The sequence below is a fragment of the Cellulophaga sp. RHA19 genome, assembly GCF_002813425.1.
In the GTDB taxonomy this organism is placed as follows: Bacteria; Bacteroidota; Bacteroidia; order Flavobacteriales; family Flavobacteriaceae; genus Cellulophaga.
On the sequence record NZ_PHUL01000001.1, the window covers coordinates 1 to 17,463 of the forward strand.

A 17,463-nucleotide genomic window follows, 5' to 3' on the forward strand; every position below is an offset into this window, starting at 1 on the left:
AGTAATCAACAATGCTATTCTGAGTACGTTGTGTTTGACTAACAAAATACAGACACAGTATTTTTTTCTCTAAACTATCTGTTTTATAAACCAGCTCTAATGCTTTTTGGTTGGCAGCATCTACATTAATTAAACCTATAGCCCAAAGGCCAACATAAATTTCTAAATTATCATTACTGGTTAACAGTCATCAATATTATTTAAATCTAAAATATGATCTCTACTTAACTCTAAAACTCTTTTTATTGTAGATTTTTTTAGGAGCTTCCCAACCAAAACCAAACCAAGTGTCTACTGCTCTAACTACACTACTAAAACGAGTTAAATCGTTCTCTAAAATTACATTCATCATATATTTTTAAAGCTCCTAAACTAGTAGTATCAATAGACTCTAAAATAGTTTGCCTTAACCCTTCTTGGCGCTGCGCTGCCAATAATAATTTAGCTACTAACTCCCAATACTCCTCTTTTTTAGTAAGTAGTAAACCTTTTATTATATCTCTACTTATACCTCCAATTTCATCTTCGGCCTGTATAATATCTTTTACAACCTCATCTACCAACTCACCTTTAAACTCCAATACAACAGCAAAAAAAGTAACTGTATCTATTATCAAAATACGTAGAGTAACTGAAACTGTTCTTTTAGTGACAGATAACCAAAACCACTAACGATTAGCATATAACAAACGTTTAAAAATATTCTAATTTTATTATATAGATGATCTGTGTTTTGGCTTTGTTCTAAAAGCTCTACGGCTATACCCATTTTGGTAAGGCAAAAGCATTAAAACATACTCCATAACACTGGTAAAAAAAGGAGATTGTATATCTCCAAACAAAAAAGATCCTAAACGAATACCTTCTTCTGTTTGCCCAAGGATTTACCGTAGTTTCATCATCAAAAAACATTAGAAAAAAATAGTTACAGTCTCGTGCCTTTGACGTGGGTTAAGCACATCTGCCACTATCATACCCAGCACTTGGTACGGATATGAAAACTGCTCAAAATCTGCGTCTGTTAACTCTTCTTTTTTATACTTTTTAATATACGCTTGTGCTTTTTCAAATGGAATCATATGGGTTTTATTCTTTTCTAAATTGAGGCTTTGTTTACTATGGTTTAAATATAAACTAAGTCTTTATATTCTTATTTTGTTTGATCTTAAAACTTTTGCAAATTATTAAGACTACAAACATTATTTATCCCTGAATTTTGGGATTTATCTACTACTGTAAATTGTGTTCAACCTATTCAACATAACCAAACTTTCAATAATTACTGAAAGTTTAAAATATTTAATATATATTTGTAATGAATTTAAGTTTTTAAAAGATGAACTACACAGAAGCTAAATCAAAATTTATAAATACTTGGGGCAGCTTAGGTACGCTGTGGGGAATTAACAAAGCAATGGCTCAAATACAGTCGCTCTTATTTATTTCTACTGATGCCCTTTCTATGGAAGAAATTATGGATGAATTACAGATTTCTAGAGGTAACACAAGTATGAATTTAAGACAACTTATAGACTGGGGTATTGTGAGTAAAGAGTTTAAAGCTGGTGAACGTAAAGAATATTTTACAACTGAAAAAGATGTGCAAGAATTGGCACGTATAATTGCAAAAGAACGTAGCCGAAGAGAGTTACAACCAACCATAAAAGTTTTAAATGAAATTAGCAATATAGCACCAGATGGCACTAAAGAAACTGATGAGTTTATTAAACAAACAAAGGCAATGTGCGAGTTAACAGAGACTGCAGATAGTCTTTTAAAATAAAATGGCTAATCAACAGCAAAATTGGATAACAAAATCTATTTTAAAAATATTTAGTTAACCCAGCAATGCAAAAAAACATCTTAAATAAAATAGTAACAATTGCTATTGGGCTTATTTGGCTTGCCAACGGCTTATTGTGTAAAGTGCTAAACTTAGTTCCAAGGCACATGCAAATTGTAAGTCGCATTTTAGGAGAAGATTTTGCAAAACCGCTAACTATTAGCATTGGAGTATTAGAAATTTTTATGGCAGGTTGGATTGTTAGTGGTTATAAATCTAGAGTAAACTCCATACTACAAATACTAATAATAGGTGTAATGAATATTATAGAATTTACTCTAGTGCCAGATTTATTACTCTGGGGCAAATACAATATAGTTTTTGCTTTTCTCTTAATTTGTGTGATATTCTATAATGAATTTTACTTAAAAAAAACGAACTAGTATGGTAGCATCTTTTAAAAATCATCCGTTTGCGGTTGAAGCGTTTTTTACAAACTCTACCGTACTTACTTTTGCTATTCCTAAAGAAGAATTGGCACATAAAATACCTAAGCACTTACAGCTAGACACCTTTAAAGACAAATGGGCTTTTGTAGCTGTTGCAATGGTACAAACAAAAGATTTGAGACCTAAAGGTTTGCCTAAATTTATGGGTAATAACTTTTTTTTAATTGGCTATAGAATATTTGTTACTTACACTAATAAGGCCGGTAAACGCTTAAGAGGATTATACATTTTAAAGTCTGAAACCAATAAAAAGAAAATGCAGTTTATGGGTAATATTTTTACGCATTACAACTACACTACAACAGACATTACAATAAAAAAAGAACAAAAAAACACACAAATAACCTCTTTAAAATCAAACTTTAAAATTAATTATAGCAATAATTTAAACGATATTAACCTGCCAAAAAACTCACCCTTTAGCACTTACAAAGAGGCACGCAGGTTTGCAGGACCATTACCATTTACCTTTACGTACAATAAAGAAAAAAATAGCATTTTAGTTATTGAAGGTGTCCGACAAAATTGGAAACCTTCTCCTATACATATTAATGAATATCACTTTAATTTTTTAAAAGAAGCCGGATTTAAAAATCCAATTTTAGCAAATGCTTTTCTAATTACTAATATTCCGTATTACTGGAAAAAAGGAAAACTAGAATTATGGTAACAAAACGCAAGAAATTTCAAGGAGTACGTAACATATTAAGCTTTAACAGGCATTTTTATATTTTAGGTTTACTAGTACTAGTTATTCTAATAACTGCTATACTACTATTAAAACTACCTGCTATTATATTGTGGGTTACAGTTAGTGTATTTGTTTATGGTTTAGTAACTCCGCTTCTAGTTTCTGCATACGTTTACGATTTTTCAGGTTATTACAATTTTAAATGGCTACAAACACACATAAATAAAAGTAGCAGCATAAAAAAAATTGTAAATATTAATGCTGGTTTTGATGAAACAAGTTTTATCCTTAAAAAAAACTTTCCTACATCAGACATTAAAGTATTCGATTTTTATAATAAAAAACAGCACACAGAACCTGCCATAGTACGCGCACGTAAGGTAAGTTTAACATATCCAAATACACAGCAAATAACAACAAGCAAAATTCCGCTTAAAGACCAAAGTATAGACCTTGTATTTTTATTATCGGCAGCACACGAAATTAGATGCAATAAAGAAAAAGAAGTGTTTTTAACTGAGTGTAAAAGGATATGTAAGCCAGAGGGAAAAATTATAATGGTAGAGCACCTAAGAGACGTACCTAATTTTTTAGCCTTTTCTATTGGTTTTACTCATTTTTTTAGTAAAAAAACTTGGCAAAATGCGTTTAAAAATGCTGGCTTATCTAAAATTAAAGAAGTGAAATTTACACCGTTTATGACGGTTTTTAACTATAGCAAATAAAGAATTATGCAAATTCACTTACATATTATAGGCATATTATTAATGGTTCTTGCTTTGGCACACATCTTTTTTCCTAAATACTTTAACTGGAGAACAGAGCTACAACCATTGGCGTTAATAAACAGGCAAATGATGACTACACACACTTTTTTTATTGCATTAACAGTCTTCTTAATGGGTTTGCTATGTGTTACATCTGCAACAGAATTAATAAAAACAACCTTAGGAAATAAACTAGTATTAGGGCTTGCTGTATTCTGGTCAATACGTTTATTTTTTCAGTTTTTTGTGTATTCTAAAAACTTATGGAAAGGCAAAAAATTTGAGACCACAATACACATTATATTCTCTGGATTTTGGGTATATTTATCTACTATATTTTTTATAATATATTTTAACAACTAAATAGTATGAGCAAACTAGTTATTGCAGGAGGAACGGGTTTTTTAGGAAATAAATTAATAGATTTTTATACTAGTAAATACAATGAAATAGTTGTTTTAACTCGTGGAAAGTCTCGCAAAAAAGAAAATATAAGTTACGTAAACTGGGATGCTAAAACAATTAACAAATGGCATACTAGTTTAAACAATGCAGATGTATTAATAAATTTAACTGGTAAATCTGTAGACTGTAGATTCACAAAAGAAAACAAAGCCCTTATTTTAAATTCTAGAACAGAATCTACTACCGCTTTAGGCAATGCCATAAATTTGGTAGCCAATCCACCAAAAGTGTGGTTAAATGCATCTTCTGCTGCTATATCTCATCCTAACAAAGAAGAAAACGGAGAAGATTTTATGCTGTACGTTGGCTTAGAATGGGAAAAAGCTTTTAACGCTATAAAAAATCCCAACACAAGAAAAGTTGCTCTACGTATTTCTTTAGTTTTTGGTAAAGAAGGCGGAGCATTAATTCCTTTAAAAAAAATAACCAAACTTGGTTTAGGAGGTAAACAAGGAAGTGGCAAACAAATGGTTAGCTGGGTACACACTAAAGATTTTGTTGCAACAACTAATTACGCCATAGAAAACCAAGCTATTACTGGTCCAATAGTTGTTGCCGCACCAGATGCAATATCTAACACAAAACTTATGAGTACTATTAGGCAAACATTAAACGTACCTTTTGGCTTACCTGCTTTTTCATGGATGCTAAAAATTGGCGGATTTATAATTGGCACAGAACCTAGCCTAATTTTAAATAGCATGAAAGTTTACCCAGAAAAGTTAGAGAAGAATGGTTATGAGTTTAGATTTGATACGTTAAAATCTGCCCTAAAAGATATTTTAAAATAAACTTACTTTTTAGCAGTATTTTTTTCTTTTACAGCATCGTAACCACCTTCTAAATTTATAGCGTTATAACCTAACTCTGTTAATTTAGCTGCTGCTTTAGCGCTTCTTCCTCCACTTTTACAGTAAACGTAAATAGTTTTTGTTTTTGGTATACTATCAAAATAACTTACAAAAGAATCGTTAAGTACATTTACATTTTTAGAATTTTCTAAATGACCCAAACCGTACTCTTCAGAAGTACGTACATCTACTAACAACGCATTTTTAATATCATTCTGTGAAAATTCTGTGATATGTTTTGACTTACTTTGTGAACAAGCCGTAATTACCAATGCAAAAAAAAGTACGCTAAAAAAAGATTTCATAAAAAAGATTGTTTTGGTCAAAATTAAACATTTTAATTAAAATCCCCTACATTTGAAAAATCAACAAGAACTAATGCACCACCTTAATCCTAACACTTGGGTAGATAACTACGCAGATTATTTATTTAATTATGCAGTAGCTAGAGTAAGCGATTCTGAAATTGCTAAAGACCTAGTACAAGAAACTTTTTTTGCAGGTCTAAAATCTGCAAAAAATTACAAAGGTGATGCTGCTGAACGCACTTGGCTTATTGCCATTTTAAAACGAAAAGTGATAGACCACTACCGTAAAATAAACTCTAACAAAGGTAAAGCAGAGGTTAGAATGTCTTACAACTCTAACATAGACTCAGACGGAGACTGGTTAGAAGAACAAGTAGCAGACCCCTTTAGTAAGCTAGAGAATAGTGACTTAGAAAATGAAGAATTAGGTCTTGCAATTCAAGAATGTATTGCTAAATTGCCTAAAAAACAAGCGTTGGTTTTTAAAATGAAAACAATACAAGGAATAAGTACAGAAGATATTTGTAATGACCTTGGCATTAATGCGTCTAACCTATGGGTAATAATCCATAGAGCCAGAACAACTTTAATGGGATGCTTAAATACTAATTGGTTTTAATTATGATTTCTTGCGAAAAAGCAGCTAAAATCTGCAACAAAATACAATACAAAGAAGCTTCTTTTTTAGAAAAGATTAGCCTTAAGTTTCATTTATTAATTTGCAAAACTTGTCCACAGTTCTCTAAAAGAAATACAGAGTTTACATCACTTTGTGAAAAAGCTCACTTGCAATCTTTAACAGAACAAGAAAAGATTAAGATGAAGCAAAAACTACAAGAAGAAGTTACCAAGTAAATAATTTATAGCGTAAATTACAACATACCAAAATATAGGAAAAGCTTCTACCCAAAAAGAAGCAAAATACTTTCCTTGTTTTCCTTGTGTATACAAAACTAAAAAGCCAAAACTTAGAAAAAGAATTCCTTTTGCTATTAGATCTAAAGGAGTAATTGTATTTTTTAGGTAAGTTGTAAAAAAGAAAATTAATACAACAATACCACTAGCTAATTTTGTGTGAATAATACCAAACCTTTGAGGTATTGTTTTTAACGAAGGAGAATCATAAGCTAAATCTCTAATTTCAAAAGGCATCAGTAAAATTAATACAATTAAAAAACGCTGAAAAGTCTCTATCCAAACATCTGTTGTAACACTCATATTAGCAGACAAAACTGGTAATAAAACAGTAACACCAGCCCACACAATGGCTACCATAAATATTTTTAATGCACCAAAACTTCTTAAGTTTTTAGCTTTGGGTAAAACAGGTAACGCATATAAACCTGTAAATAAACCTAAAGCTCCAATACATAACCAAACATCTTTATGTAAAAAGAAAGCAAAATAAACAGCACAACCCATTGCCAAGAAACTTAGCACTTGTATGTTTTTAAAATATCTGTTTGCTACTAAAATATACTTTTCTGCCTCTACTCCATACTTAATAAAGTTGTAACAAGCAATTGTACTAAAAAAACAGAAATAAGCTAAATTCTGATTAATATTAATATTTAAAAGTACTGCTGTAATCTCTAAAAGGCAAAACACAGATACAGCCACATGAATGCTTGCATCTAGATAAAAATTAAAAATTTGTTTTGCTAATTTCATTATACAAATGTAAGTAAAGTGTTCATAACATTAATTAATCGTTAAAAACTTTAAGTGAAGTACTGTAAAATTTATCAATTATAAAAAAATTAATCATTAATTTTGCGCATCTTTTTATAAAAACACTCTAGAATATGAGAACAGATTTGTTTGCCTCAAGACACATTGGTATAAATGAAAAAAATTACCAACAGATGTTTAAAACCGTTGGAGTTGAAAATTTAGATCAGCTTATATACGAAACTATCCCAGATGATATTAAGTTAAAAAAGAACTTAAATTTACCTGAAGCTTTAAGTGAAAACGAATACCTAGAGCACTTACAGGAATTAGCTGATAAAAATAAGGTTTTTAAATCTTATATTGGTTTAGGATATAATGAAGGGCTTTTACCTTCTCCTATCAAAAGAAATATTCTAGAAAATCCAGGTTGGTATACTGCCTACACACCATACCAAGCAGAGATTGCTCAAGGTCGTTTAGAGGCTTTGTTAAATTTTCAGACAATGATTTGCGATTTAACAGGTATGGAGCTTGCAAACGCATCTTTATTGGATGAAAGTACTGCTGCTGCAGAAGCAATGGCAATGCTTTTTGATGTACGTAGCAGACCTCAAAAAAAAGAAAATGTAGTTAAGTTTTTTGTTTCTGAAGAAATACTACCACAAACATTATCATTATTACAAACACGAGCTACACCAATAGGTATAGAACTTGTTATTGGTAATCATGAAGATTTTAACTTTGGAGCAGATTTCTTTGGTGCTTTATTGCAGTACCCTGGTAAATTTGGACAAGTAAATGACTATGCTAGCTTTGTAGAAAACTGTAATGACAATAATATAAAAGTTGCTGTAGCTGCAGACATATTAAGTTTAGTAAAACTTAAAGCTCCTGCAGAATTTGGAGTAGATGTTGTTGTTGGTACTACTCAACGTTTTGGTATTCCGTTAGGATATGGTGGACCTCACGCTGCATTTTTTGCTACAAAAGAAGCTTACAAAAGAAACATTCCTGGAAGAATTATAGGTGTAACTAAAGATACAGACGGCAAACCTGCTCTACGTATGGCGTTACAAACTAGAGAGCAACATATAAAAAGAGATAAAGCAACGTCTAACATTTGTACGGCTCAAGTATTATTAGCTGTTATGGCTGGTATGTATGCTGTATACCACGGTCCAAAAGGCTTAGAGTATATTGCTAATAAAGTACATAACATTGCTATAAATACTGCTACATCAATAGAAAAATTAGGTTTTAAACAACTTAACTCTGCTTTTTTTGACACTATTAAGGTAGAAGTAAAAGATGCAAGTGCTTTAAAAGCAATTGCAGTAAGCAAAAAAATAAACTTTAATTATATAGATGATACTACAGTGTCTATCTCTATAAACGAAGCAACATCTAAAAAAGATTTTGCTACAATAGTGGCTTGTTTTTCTGAGCTTAATAAGGTAGAAAATACAGCTTCATTTACAGAAGATGTACAAACTGTTATCCCTGGTAATTTACAACGTAACACTCCATTTTTAGAAAATGAAGTTTTTAATTCTTATCACTCAGAAACAGAATTAATGCGTTACATAAAAAAATTAGAGCGTAAAGATTTATCATTAAACCACTCTATGATTTCTTTAGGTTCTTGTACAATGAAATTAAATGCGGCATCAGAAATGCTTCCTTTAAGTTCTGCACAATGGGGTAATATTCACCCATTTGCTCCAATTGATCAAGCAGAAGGATATCAAATTTTATTAAAAAGATTAGAAGATCATTTAAGTGAAATTACAGGTTTTGCAGCAACATCTTTACAACCAAATTCTGGTGCACAAGGAGAATATGCTGGTTTAATGGTAATTAGAGCTTACCACGAGTCTAGAAACGAAGCGCACAGAAACATTTGTCTAATTCCTGCTTCTGCCCACGGTACAAACCCAGCTTCTGCAGTTATGGCAGGTATGAAAGTGGTTGTTACTAAAACAGACGATTACGGAAATATAGATGTTACAGATTTAAGAGAAAAAGCCGAATTACATAAAGACAATTTAGCTGCATTAATGGTTACTTACCCATCTACGCACGGTGTTTTTGAGTCTTCAATTAAAGAAGTTACACAACTAATACATGATAATGGCGGACAAGTTTATATGGATGGTGCTAATATGAATGCACAGGTTGGTTTAACTAACCCTGGTAATATTGGCGCAGATGTTTGTCACCTTAACTTACACAAAACTTTTGCCATACCTCACGGTGGTGGTGGTCCTGGTGTTGGTCCTATTTGTGTTGCTCCACAATTGGTTCCGTTTTTACCTGGTAACCCTGTAATAAAAACAGGAGGAGAAAAAGCTATAACTGCTATATCTTCTGCTCCTTGGGGTAGTTCTTTAGTTTGCTTAATATCTTACGGTTATATTGTTATGCTAGGAGAGGCTGGTCTAAAACAATCTACTTCTATCGCAATTTTAAATGCCAACTATATTAAAGAAAGATTAAACGGTAAGTTTGATGTTTTATATACTGGAGAAAAAGGAAGAGCTGCACACGAAATGATTATTGACTGCAGACCTTTTAAACAAAACGGAATAGAAGTTACTGATATTGCTAAGCGTTTAATGGACTACGGTTTTCATGCGCCAACAGTATCTTTCCCAGTTGCTGGTACATTAATGATAGAGCCTACTGAGAGTGAAAGTTTGGTTGAGCTAGACCGTTTTTGTGACACTATGTTATCTATTAGAGCTGAAATTGATGAAGCTACTTTAGACAATCCTAATAATGTTTTAAAGAACTCTCCGCACACTTTAGAAATGATAACTAATGACGTTTGGGACTTTCCTTATAGCAGACAAAAAGCTGCATTTCCTTTAGAGCATATTGCAGATAATAAATTTTGGCCTAGAGTAAGACGTGTTGATGAAGCGTATGGAGACCGTAATTTAATATGTACTTGCGCTCCTATTGAAGCTTATATGGAAGCATAAAAACACAGTAAAAACAATGCTTTACAGCCGCTTAGATCTTTCTAAGCGGTTTTTTTATATCATTTTTTTTTACTTGAACATCATACAATTTATTATGCACGCATAGTTTATTTAAAGTGTTTTTTGTAACTTCATCCTGTTAAATTAAAAACTAATTATGCATATCGGAATTACAGGAACAGGTAGTTACATACCATCCATAACTACCTTAAATACTGACTTTATTAATCATACTTTTTTAAATACAGATGGGTCTCCCATTCCAAATTCAAATGAGGTTATTATTGAAAAGTTTAAAAAAATAACTGGAATTGCAGAAAGGAGATACGCAAAAAAAGAATTCAACACATCAGACATTGCTTATTTAGCTGCAGAAAGAGCTATTGAAGATGCCAAAATAGATAAGGAAAGCATAGATTATATTATTGTTGCTCATAATTTTGGAGATGTTAGCCACGGACAAACACAGTCTGACACGCTACCAAGTTTAGCAACAAAAGTTAAACACTTGCTACAAATTAAAAACCCTAAATGTGTTGCTTTTGACATTTTATTTGGTTGTCCTGGTTGGATACAAGGAATGATACAGGCATATGCTTTTATAAAATCTGCTATGGCTAATAGATGTTTAGTTATAGGAGCAGAAACTTTATCTAGGGTTATAGATCCTTATGATAGAGACTCTATGATATATTCTGATGGCGCTGGAGCAACAATAATAGAAAATACAGAAAATGCAGGTGATATTTTAGCTCACAACGTGGCAACTTACGCCCATAATGAAGCTAATTACCTATTCTTTGGAGAATCTTATAACAAAGAAGAAAACAATAATACAAAGTATATTAAAATGCATGGTCGTAAAATATACGAGTTTGCAGTTACACACGTACCACAAGCAATGAAAGATTGCTTAGACAAAAGTGATGTAGACATTGATGATGTAAAGAAAATTTTTATACATCAAGCTAATGAAAAAATGGATGAGGCTATTATACAAAGGTTTTACAAATTGTATAAAAAGACAATGCCAAAAGACATTATGCCTATGAACATTTATAAACTTGGTAATAGCTCTGTAGCCACTGTACCTACTCTATTTGATTTAGTAAAAAGAGGAAAATTAGAAAATCACGCTGTAAAAAAAGGAGATGTTGTTATATTTGCGAGTGTTGGCGCTGGTATGAACATCAATGCCATAGTTTACAGATATTAAAAATGTACGAAAAAACATATCCTAGCAAACGTTTTAAACACACGCTAGAGTTTCTTAACAAGCACATTAACACTAATGAGAGCATTTTAGATTTAGGTGTAAGCAACCCTTTATCCAAGCTAATGACTACACAAGGTTTTAATGTAATAAATACCAATGGAGAAGATTTAGATTCAGATTTTTCATCGGTATTAAACAATAATACAGAAGTAGTTACTGCCTTTGAAATTTTTGAACATTTATTAGCTCCTTTAAATATTTTAAAAGAAATAAAGAGCGATAAATTAGTTACAAGCATTCCGCTTAACTTATGGTTTTCTCCTGCTTACAGAAGCAAAACTGACAAGTGGGATAGACATTACCACGAATTTGAAGATTGGCAATTTGATTGGCTATTAGAAAAAGCTGGTTGGGAAATAAAAGATACTGCTAAGTGGACAAACCCTATTAAAAAAATTGGCATAAGACCAATTCTACGTAGTTTTACTCCTAGATATTATATTGTTTATGCAGAAAGAAAAAAATAATATCTTTTTATCTTTTTAGTATGAAGTATTACATTATAATTCCCGCTCACAATGAAGAAGCTTTTATAAAAAAGACTTTGGACTCTATACTTCATCAAACAAAAAAACCAAAACAAGTAATTATTGTAAATGATAATTCTACAGATGCTACTGCTACTATTTTAGATTCATACGCAGAAAAACAAGCCATCTTTAAAATAGTAAATACAACATCTTCTATTAAACATATGCCTGGTAGTAAAGTTGTAAATGCGTTTAATAAAGGTTTAGCTGTTACAGATAATGACTATGATTTTATAGTAAAATTAGATGCCGACATCATTTTACCAGAAAATTATTTCGAAAAAATTATTTCTATTTTTAAATCTGATAAAAAAATTGGTATAGCTGGCGGTTTTGCTTACGAACAAGACAAATTTGGTAATTGGAAATTAAACCACCCAATGAATAAAGACCACGTTCGTGGAGCATTTAAAGCCTACCGTAAGTCTTGCTTTTCTAAAATAGAAGGTTTACGTAGTGCTATGGGTTGGGATACAGTAGATGAACTATTAGCACAATACCACAATTTTACAATTTTTACAGACAATAGTTTAAAAGTAAAACACCTTAGACCTACAGGAAACGCATATAATAAACAAGCTAAACTACTACAAGGACAAGCAATGTACCGTATGCGATATGGCTTTACAATAAGTTGTATTGCATCTTTAAAAATGGCCTTAAAGCAAAATAAAATAGCCGTATTTTTTGATAACTTAACTGGTTACAAAAACGCTAAAAAAGAAAAATTGCCCTTTTTGGTTACACCAAAAGAAGGCAATTTTATTCGTGAACTTCGTTGGAAGAATATTAAAAGTAAATTGTTTTAGTTTTTTAAAACAGCTTCAATAGGTTGACCAGTAGTTCCGTTTGGTGCAGCCATTCCTAATAACGAAGAAATTGTTGGTGCAATATCTGGTATCTCTGTTAAATTAACTGTACTTCCTTTTTTAATTCCTTTTCCAAAAAACAATAGAGGAGCGTGAGTATCGTAAACCCTAGGTGATCCGTGTGTAGACCCTGTTCTAGAGTAACTTATATAACCCGGTTTTAATACCACTATTACATCACCAGAACGCTTTTGGTTGTATCCATTTTGCACAACATAAGGTATCCCTTTAGTATAGTTATTTTGCCACATTTGGTATGCTGTATATGTTTTATCTACATCTGCAAACGTAAGTAATTCCTGTGCAAATGCTTCTTGTACTTTTTGCAGTTCTAAATCTAAATTAGCAATTACTTTATGATCTAAAAATATTTGATTATTAGATACATTTTTAATTAAATCTCCTGAACCAAATTTAAATTTAGCCCATTCATTTAACTTAGTAGACATATCTTTATAATTTACATAACCACCAGGTATTTTACTATCTTTTAAATATGTAGGAACTTGTATTGCTGCGTGGTCTGCACTTAAAAATACTGTATACTCGCCATTACCAACTTCTTTATCTAATTCCTTAAATAACCTTTCTAAGTCTTTATCTAATCTAATGTAAGTATCTTCAATCTCTTTAGAATTTACTCCAAATTGATGACCTACATAATCTGTAGATGAAAAACTAACAGCTAAAAAATCTGTAATTTCATCTTTACCTAAATTTTCTCCTTTTAAAGCTGCAATTGCAAAATCTGCTGTTAAGCTATTTCCGTATGGAGTTGCTTTTATAATGTCAAAACCTCTATTTTGCTCCCAAATAGCTGGTAAATTATGAGGAAATGATGTGCTTGTTTCTCCTTTAAACTTTCCTTCGTAATTGTTTTCATCAGAACCACTCTCTATGTAAGTACTAATATCTTTTAAAGTAGTCCAAGATTTTTTATATTTTTCAGCAGCATCAGAATCATTAAAAGCAGTAACCCAACTTGGTAAACTGTTCATATAATACGTGCTCGTTATAAAATTAGCCTCATCCTTACCCATAAACCAATATGCGGCATTAGCTGCGTGACCACCAGGCAGTACAGCACCTCTGTCTTTTATAGCTACAGCAATTACTTTACCTTTTTTTTGAGTGTGTAAACGTAACTGATCTGTAACGGTTGTAGTTAACATTCTATGTGGACTCATTTTTCCTTCAGAACCACTTGTTCCTACACTGTTATAGTTGCTATCACCTGCACAATATACATTTACCCCTAAATCTTTATCATACCAGTTATTACCTATTATACCATGCATAGCTGGTGTTGTACCTGTGTAAACAGAGGTATGTCCAGGACCAGTACTTGTAGGTGAATAATTATAGTGATGGTTTTTAGCATTAAACCCTTCATTAATCATACGTTTAAATCCGCCTTCTCCATATTGATTATAAAAACGAGTAAGATAATCGTACCTCATTTGGTCTACAATTATACCAACAACTAACTTTGGAGTTGTTTTTATAGGGGTAGCTCTTTGCTGCTCTACATCATTTTTACTTTTTCTTTTAGATTTTTTTTGCGCATTAACCTCCTCTACATTTGTCATAAAACAAACAGCTAATAATGCTACAAATAGACTTCTCTTCATTGCAAATAATTTTATTGATACCGTAAAAGTAAATAAATAAACTTTTAATTTTTTTATTTGAATGTCAAATGAGAGTTAATATTATTATTTTTACAGACAGAAGTCTATTTTATATGAATTACATAGCATCTATTGGCAGTTATTTTATAATGATTAAGGAGGTTTTTAAAAAACCCACAAAGTGGTCTATTATGAAAACTCTTATTTTAAAAGAAATAGACGAATTGGTTTTTGGTTCCTTGGGTATCATTATATTTATTTCGTTTTTTATTGGTGGTGTAGTAACCATACAAACTGCTTTAAACCTTACCAACCCTTTAATACCAGAAAGTCTAATTGGTTTTGCTGCTAGACAATCTGTTATTTTAGAATTTGCCCCTACGTTTACCTCTATAATAATGGCAGGTAAGGTTGGGTCTTACATTACATCTAGTATAGGAACTATGCGTGTAACAGAGCAAATTGATGCTCTAGAAGTTATGGGGGTAAACTCTTTAAACTACTTAGTATTTCCTAAAATTATAGCTTTACTATTATATCCGTTTGCAATAGCCATTGCAATGTATGTTGGTATTTTTGGAGGCTGGATCGCTGGTGTTTTTGGTGGTTTTACCACAAGTGCAAGTTTTATTGAAGGAATACAACTAGACTTTATACCTTACCATGTTACTTACGCATTTATAAAATCTATAATATTTGCTTTTGTTATTGCCACAATACCATCTTTTCACGGTTATTATATGAAAGGTGGAGCTTTGGAAGTAGGTAAAGCAAGTACCACTGCCTTTGTTTGGACAAGTGTTGCTATTATTATTTTAAACTACATATTAACTCAATTACTATTAGGATAATGATAGAAGTAGACAACTTACATAAATCTTTTGGTGACGCACACATTTTAAAGGGTGTAACCACTAGTTTTGAAAAAGGAAAAACAAACCTAATTATTGGGCAAAGTGGATCTGGTAAAACTGTATTTTTAAAATGTTTACTTGGCTTATTTACTCCGGATGAAGGACACATTTGCTATAATGGAGATATTTATAACGATTTGTCTGCCGACCAAAAAAGAAACTTAAGACAAGAAATGGGAATGGTTTTTCAGGGCAGTGCTTTGTTTGATTCTCTTACTGTTGAAGGTAACGTAATGTTTCCATTAGAAATGTTTACAAAACAGCCTAAATCTGAAATGCAAGACCGTGTTAACACTGTTTTAAAGCGAGTAAACTTAATTGATGCACACCATAAATACCCATCAGAAATATCTGGAGGTATGCAAAAAAGGGTAGCCATTGCAAGAGCAATTGTAATGAACCCTAAATACTTATTTTGTGATGAGCCTAACTCTGGTTTAGATCCTAAAACCGCTATACTAATAGATAACCTTATTCAAGAAATTACTCAAGAATATGATATCACAACTGTGATTAACACTCATGATATGAACTCTGTTATGGAAATAGGAGAAAAAATCTTATTTCTTAAAAACGGACATAAAGAATGGGAAGGCACAAATAAAGAAATTTTTAAAACCGATAACAAAGCTGTCACAGATTTTGTTTATTCTTCTGAGCTATTTAAAAAAGTAAGACAAATGTATATTGAAGAAAGAAATTAGTTTGCTAATTCTCTAACTTGAATATTTTTATCTTTTAATCTTAATTTTAACCACTCCGCTATTTTTTTAGCATCAGCTTGCTTGTCTTTTGATTTTGTTTTGGGTTTCCAATTAATTTCAAAAACAGGGATAGTATCTACTTTTTTAAAGTCTGTACGTATAGTATAAGAATAACCTATAGAGGCCAAATTCTCATAATTAGCTTTAGCTTCTGCACTAACGTCATTAAAAGGAATTTGTTTAGATACAATTTTTTGTAATTGAGTTAACTCTTTTTCTAATAAGGCAATTTTTTCCTCTTTACCCATTAACTCAGCTTTTTTAGCTTGGTATAACTCTTCTACATATTTTATTTGATCTACTTCTTTATTTTTAGAACCCTGAATAATTTTTAAATCTGTATTTGCAAGCTCTTTAAAATCTTCATTTTTTATTTCATTCCAACTAGCAATAATATTATCTGGCACTAATTCTTCGCCCATAAACATTACTTCTATTACAGATTTTTGTTCATTTTTATTCTTTCTAAATATTTTATCAAACAAAGAACTATCACCTCCGTGGTATTCAATATTAGTTAAATTATTTAAATACAATCCGTTACCCGCAAATTTATACTTTGCTATATTTTCTGTTATAAATTGCTGAGCCTGACTTTTAAACTGAGATTCCTCCCAAGCCTTAAAGAATGTCCAACTTGCAGGCACCATAACCAATATTGCAACTATTGATGCAAGCCTACTAATTAATCTACGACGCTCAGAGTTAGCGTAACGCACCATTGGAAAACGTAATATTTTTATAACTAAAAATGTAGCTAAAGCAATAAAAATAGTATTAATAGTAAATAAGTACATTGCTCCCGTTGCATAATCCCAGTTACCAATTGCTAAACCAAAACCTACAGTACACAAAGGAGGCATTAAAGCTGTTGCAATTGCCACACCAAATATAACACTGGCTATTGTTCCCTTTTTTGCACGTGCAATAACCAAGGCTAAACCACCAAAAAATGCAATAAGAACATCTCTAATATCTGGTGCTGTACGTGCTAAAAGTTCGGAAGACTCATCTCGTAAAGGAAAAAACTTAAAGAATAAAAAGGCAGTAAGTATACTTAACACCACCATTACCCCAAAATTTTTAAGTGAACGACGCAACGTATCAATATCATTAATAGCCAATGATAAACCCATTCCTAAAATAGGCCCCATTAATGGAGAAATTAACATGGCACCAATTACAACTGCTGTAGAATTGGCATTTAAACCAATAGAAGCTATAAAAATAGAACAAATTAAAATCCAAGAAGTATGCCCCTTAAAAGGTATATCTGCCACTATAGACTCTCTAGTAGCTTCTTGGTCTGTATTATTACGAATATCTAAAAGTTCCTTTAAAAACTTTTTAGTAGACCCAAGTAAACCCTGAAAATCTTTTTTTACGTTATCTGATGATTCACTACCAGCTACGTTATTATTTTGCTCTGTATTATTACTCATACACA

At 31.5% G+C, this 17,463-nt stretch carries 19 protein-coding genes and 2 pseudogenes; 14 read left to right on the forward strand and 7 right to left on the reverse strand.

Features of this window, described 5'->3' with window-relative positions; translation table 11 throughout:
- The 3 genes and pseudogenes from AX016_RS17455 to AX016_RS17250 all read right to left on the reverse strand — a co-directional run.
- Nucleotides 1-352, reverse strand: a pseudogene (locus AX016_RS17455) (DUF5724 domain-containing protein); the annotation flags it as partial.
- Entirely contained in the window at nucleotides 312-617 is a 306-nt protein-coding gene (locus AX016_RS17245; protein ID WP_198519392.1) for a DUF5724 domain-containing protein, read from the reverse strand. The gene AX016_RS17245 and the pseudogene AX016_RS17455, both read right to left, overlap by 41 nt.
- A 294-nt stretch (nucleotides 618-911) precedes the next feature.
- Nucleotides 912-1,079 carry a hypothetical protein gene (locus AX016_RS17250; protein WP_198519393.1) on the reverse strand — a complete coding sequence of 56 codons (168 nt, stop codon included), beginning with the start codon at nucleotides 1,077-1,079 and terminating at the stop codon, nucleotides 912-914.
- 257 nt (nucleotides 1,080-1,336) lie between these two features.
- Here AX016_RS17250 and AX016_RS00010 point away from each other — a divergent pair.
- The 6 genes and pseudogenes from AX016_RS00010 (at nucleotide 1,337) to AX016_RS00035 (ending at nucleotide 5,006) form a co-directional block, all read left to right on the forward strand.
- Nucleotides 1,337-1,841, forward strand: a pseudogene (locus AX016_RS00010) (GbsR/MarR family transcriptional regulator).
- Nucleotides 1,842-1,848: 7 nt separating this feature from the next.
- Nucleotides 1,849-2,226 carry a DoxX-like family protein gene (locus AX016_RS00015; RefSeq protein ID WP_100893640.1) on the forward strand — a complete coding sequence of 126 codons (378 nt, stop codon included), beginning with the start codon at nucleotides 1,849-1,851 and terminating at the stop codon, nucleotides 2,224-2,226.
- Nucleotide 2,227: 1 nt separating this feature from the next.
- On the forward strand, nucleotides 2,228-2,962 hold the full coding sequence (locus AX016_RS00020; protein WP_100893641.1) for a DUF2071 domain-containing protein: 735 nt from the start codon (nucleotides 2,228-2,230) through the stop codon (nucleotides 2,960-2,962).
- Nucleotides 2,956-3,708: a methyltransferase domain-containing protein gene (locus AX016_RS00025; protein WP_100893642.1), complete on the forward strand. Its 753-nt coding sequence runs from the start codon at nucleotides 2,956-2,958 to the stop codon at nucleotides 3,706-3,708. Before AX016_RS00020 ends, AX016_RS00025 begins: the two co-directional genes overlap by 7 nt.
- A 6-nt stretch (nucleotides 3,709-3,714) precedes the next feature.
- Nucleotides 3,715-4,113 carry a hypothetical protein gene (locus AX016_RS00030; protein ID WP_100893643.1) on the forward strand — a complete coding sequence of 133 codons (399 nt, stop codon included), beginning with the start codon at nucleotides 3,715-3,717 and terminating at the stop codon, nucleotides 4,111-4,113.
- Between the two features lie 5 nt (nucleotides 4,114-4,118).
- Nucleotides 4,119-5,006 carry a TIGR01777 family oxidoreductase gene (locus tag AX016_RS00035; protein WP_100893644.1) on the forward strand — a complete coding sequence of 296 codons (888 nt, stop codon included), beginning with the start codon at nucleotides 4,119-4,121 and terminating at the stop codon, nucleotides 5,004-5,006.
- A gap of 2 nt (nucleotides 5,007-5,008) precedes the next feature.
- Here AX016_RS00035 and AX016_RS00040 read toward each other — a convergent pair whose 3' ends face one another.
- Complete coding sequence (locus AX016_RS00040; protein WP_100893645.1) at nucleotides 5,009-5,371, reverse strand: rhodanese-like domain-containing protein; 363 nt, start codon at nucleotides 5,369-5,371, stop codon at nucleotides 5,009-5,011.
- A 73-nt stretch (nucleotides 5,372-5,444) separates the two neighbouring features.
- Between AX016_RS00040 and AX016_RS00045 the strand changes: the two genes are divergently transcribed.
- Entirely contained in the window at nucleotides 5,445-5,993 is a 549-nt protein-coding gene (locus tag AX016_RS00045; protein WP_100893646.1) for a sigma-70 family RNA polymerase sigma factor, read from the forward strand.
- A gap of 2 nt (nucleotides 5,994-5,995) precedes the next feature.
- Nucleotides 5,996-6,229 (forward strand): hypothetical protein, encoded by a 234-nt coding sequence (locus tag AX016_RS00050; RefSeq protein WP_100893647.1) that lies wholly within the window; start codon nucleotides 5,996-5,998, stop codon nucleotides 6,227-6,229.
- Here AX016_RS00050 and AX016_RS00055 read toward each other — a convergent pair.
- Nucleotides 6,206-7,045 carry a hypothetical protein gene (locus tag AX016_RS00055; protein ID WP_100893648.1) on the reverse strand — a complete coding sequence of 280 codons (840 nt, stop codon included), beginning with the start codon at nucleotides 7,043-7,045 and terminating at the stop codon, nucleotides 6,206-6,208. The two genes, AX016_RS00050 and AX016_RS00055, sit on opposite strands and share 24 nt — an antisense overlap.
- A gap of 134 nt (nucleotides 7,046-7,179) precedes the next feature.
- On the opposite strand from AX016_RS00055, the gene gcvP reads away from it, so the two are divergent.
- The 4 genes from gcvP to AX016_RS00075 all read left to right on the forward strand — a co-directional run bounded on the left by gcvP (nucleotide 7,180) and on the right by AX016_RS00075 (nucleotide 12,647).
- The gene (gene gcvP / locus AX016_RS00060) at nucleotides 7,180-10,032 is read left to right on the forward strand and encodes an aminomethyl-transferring glycine dehydrogenase (protein ID WP_100893649.1); all 2,853 of its coding nucleotides are present in this window, start codon (nucleotides 7,180-7,182) and stop codon (nucleotides 10,030-10,032) included.
- 157 nt (nucleotides 10,033-10,189) lie between these two features.
- Entirely contained in the window at nucleotides 10,190-11,248 is a 1,059-nt protein-coding gene (locus AX016_RS00065; protein WP_100893650.1) for a 3-oxoacyl-ACP synthase III family protein, read from the forward strand.
- Nucleotides 11,249-11,250: 2 nt separating this feature from the next.
- Nucleotides 11,251-11,775, forward strand: a complete 525-nt coding sequence (locus tag AX016_RS00070; protein ID WP_100893651.1) for a methyltransferase — start codon at nucleotides 11,251-11,253, stop codon at nucleotides 11,773-11,775.
- A 20-nt stretch (nucleotides 11,776-11,795) separates the two neighbouring features.
- Entirely contained in the window at nucleotides 11,796-12,647 is an 852-nt protein-coding gene (locus AX016_RS00075) for a glycosyltransferase family 2 protein (RefSeq protein WP_100893652.1), read from the forward strand.
- Here the strand turns inward: AX016_RS00075 and pafA are convergent.
- On the reverse strand, nucleotides 12,644-14,338 hold the full coding sequence (gene pafA, locus AX016_RS00080) for an alkaline phosphatase PafA (protein WP_100893653.1): 1,695 nt from the start codon (nucleotides 14,336-14,338) through the stop codon (nucleotides 12,644-12,646). The two genes, AX016_RS00075 and pafA, sit on opposite strands and share 4 nt — an antisense overlap.
- Nucleotides 14,339-14,451: 113 nt before the next feature.
- Between pafA and AX016_RS00085 the strand changes: the two genes are divergently transcribed.
- Both AX016_RS00085 and AX016_RS00090 read left to right on the forward strand, forming a co-directional pair.
- On the forward strand, nucleotides 14,452-15,189 hold the full coding sequence (locus tag AX016_RS00085; RefSeq protein ID WP_100893654.1) for an MlaE family ABC transporter permease: 738 nt from the start codon (nucleotides 14,452-14,454) through the stop codon (nucleotides 15,187-15,189).
- On the forward strand, nucleotides 15,189-15,956 hold the full coding sequence (locus tag AX016_RS00090; RefSeq protein WP_100893655.1) for an ABC transporter ATP-binding protein: 768 nt from the start codon (nucleotides 15,189-15,191) through the stop codon (nucleotides 15,954-15,956). Before AX016_RS00085 ends, AX016_RS00090 begins: the two co-directional genes overlap by 1 nt.
- On the opposite strand, the gene AX016_RS00095 is transcribed toward AX016_RS00090, so the two are convergent.
- Nucleotides 15,953-17,458 (reverse strand): DUF389 domain-containing protein, encoded by a 1,506-nt coding sequence (locus AX016_RS00095; RefSeq protein ID WP_100893656.1) that lies wholly within the window; start codon nucleotides 17,456-17,458, stop codon nucleotides 15,953-15,955. The two genes, AX016_RS00090 and AX016_RS00095, sit on opposite strands and share 4 nt — an antisense overlap.
- Between the last annotated feature and the right edge of the window lie 5 nt (nucleotides 17,459-17,463).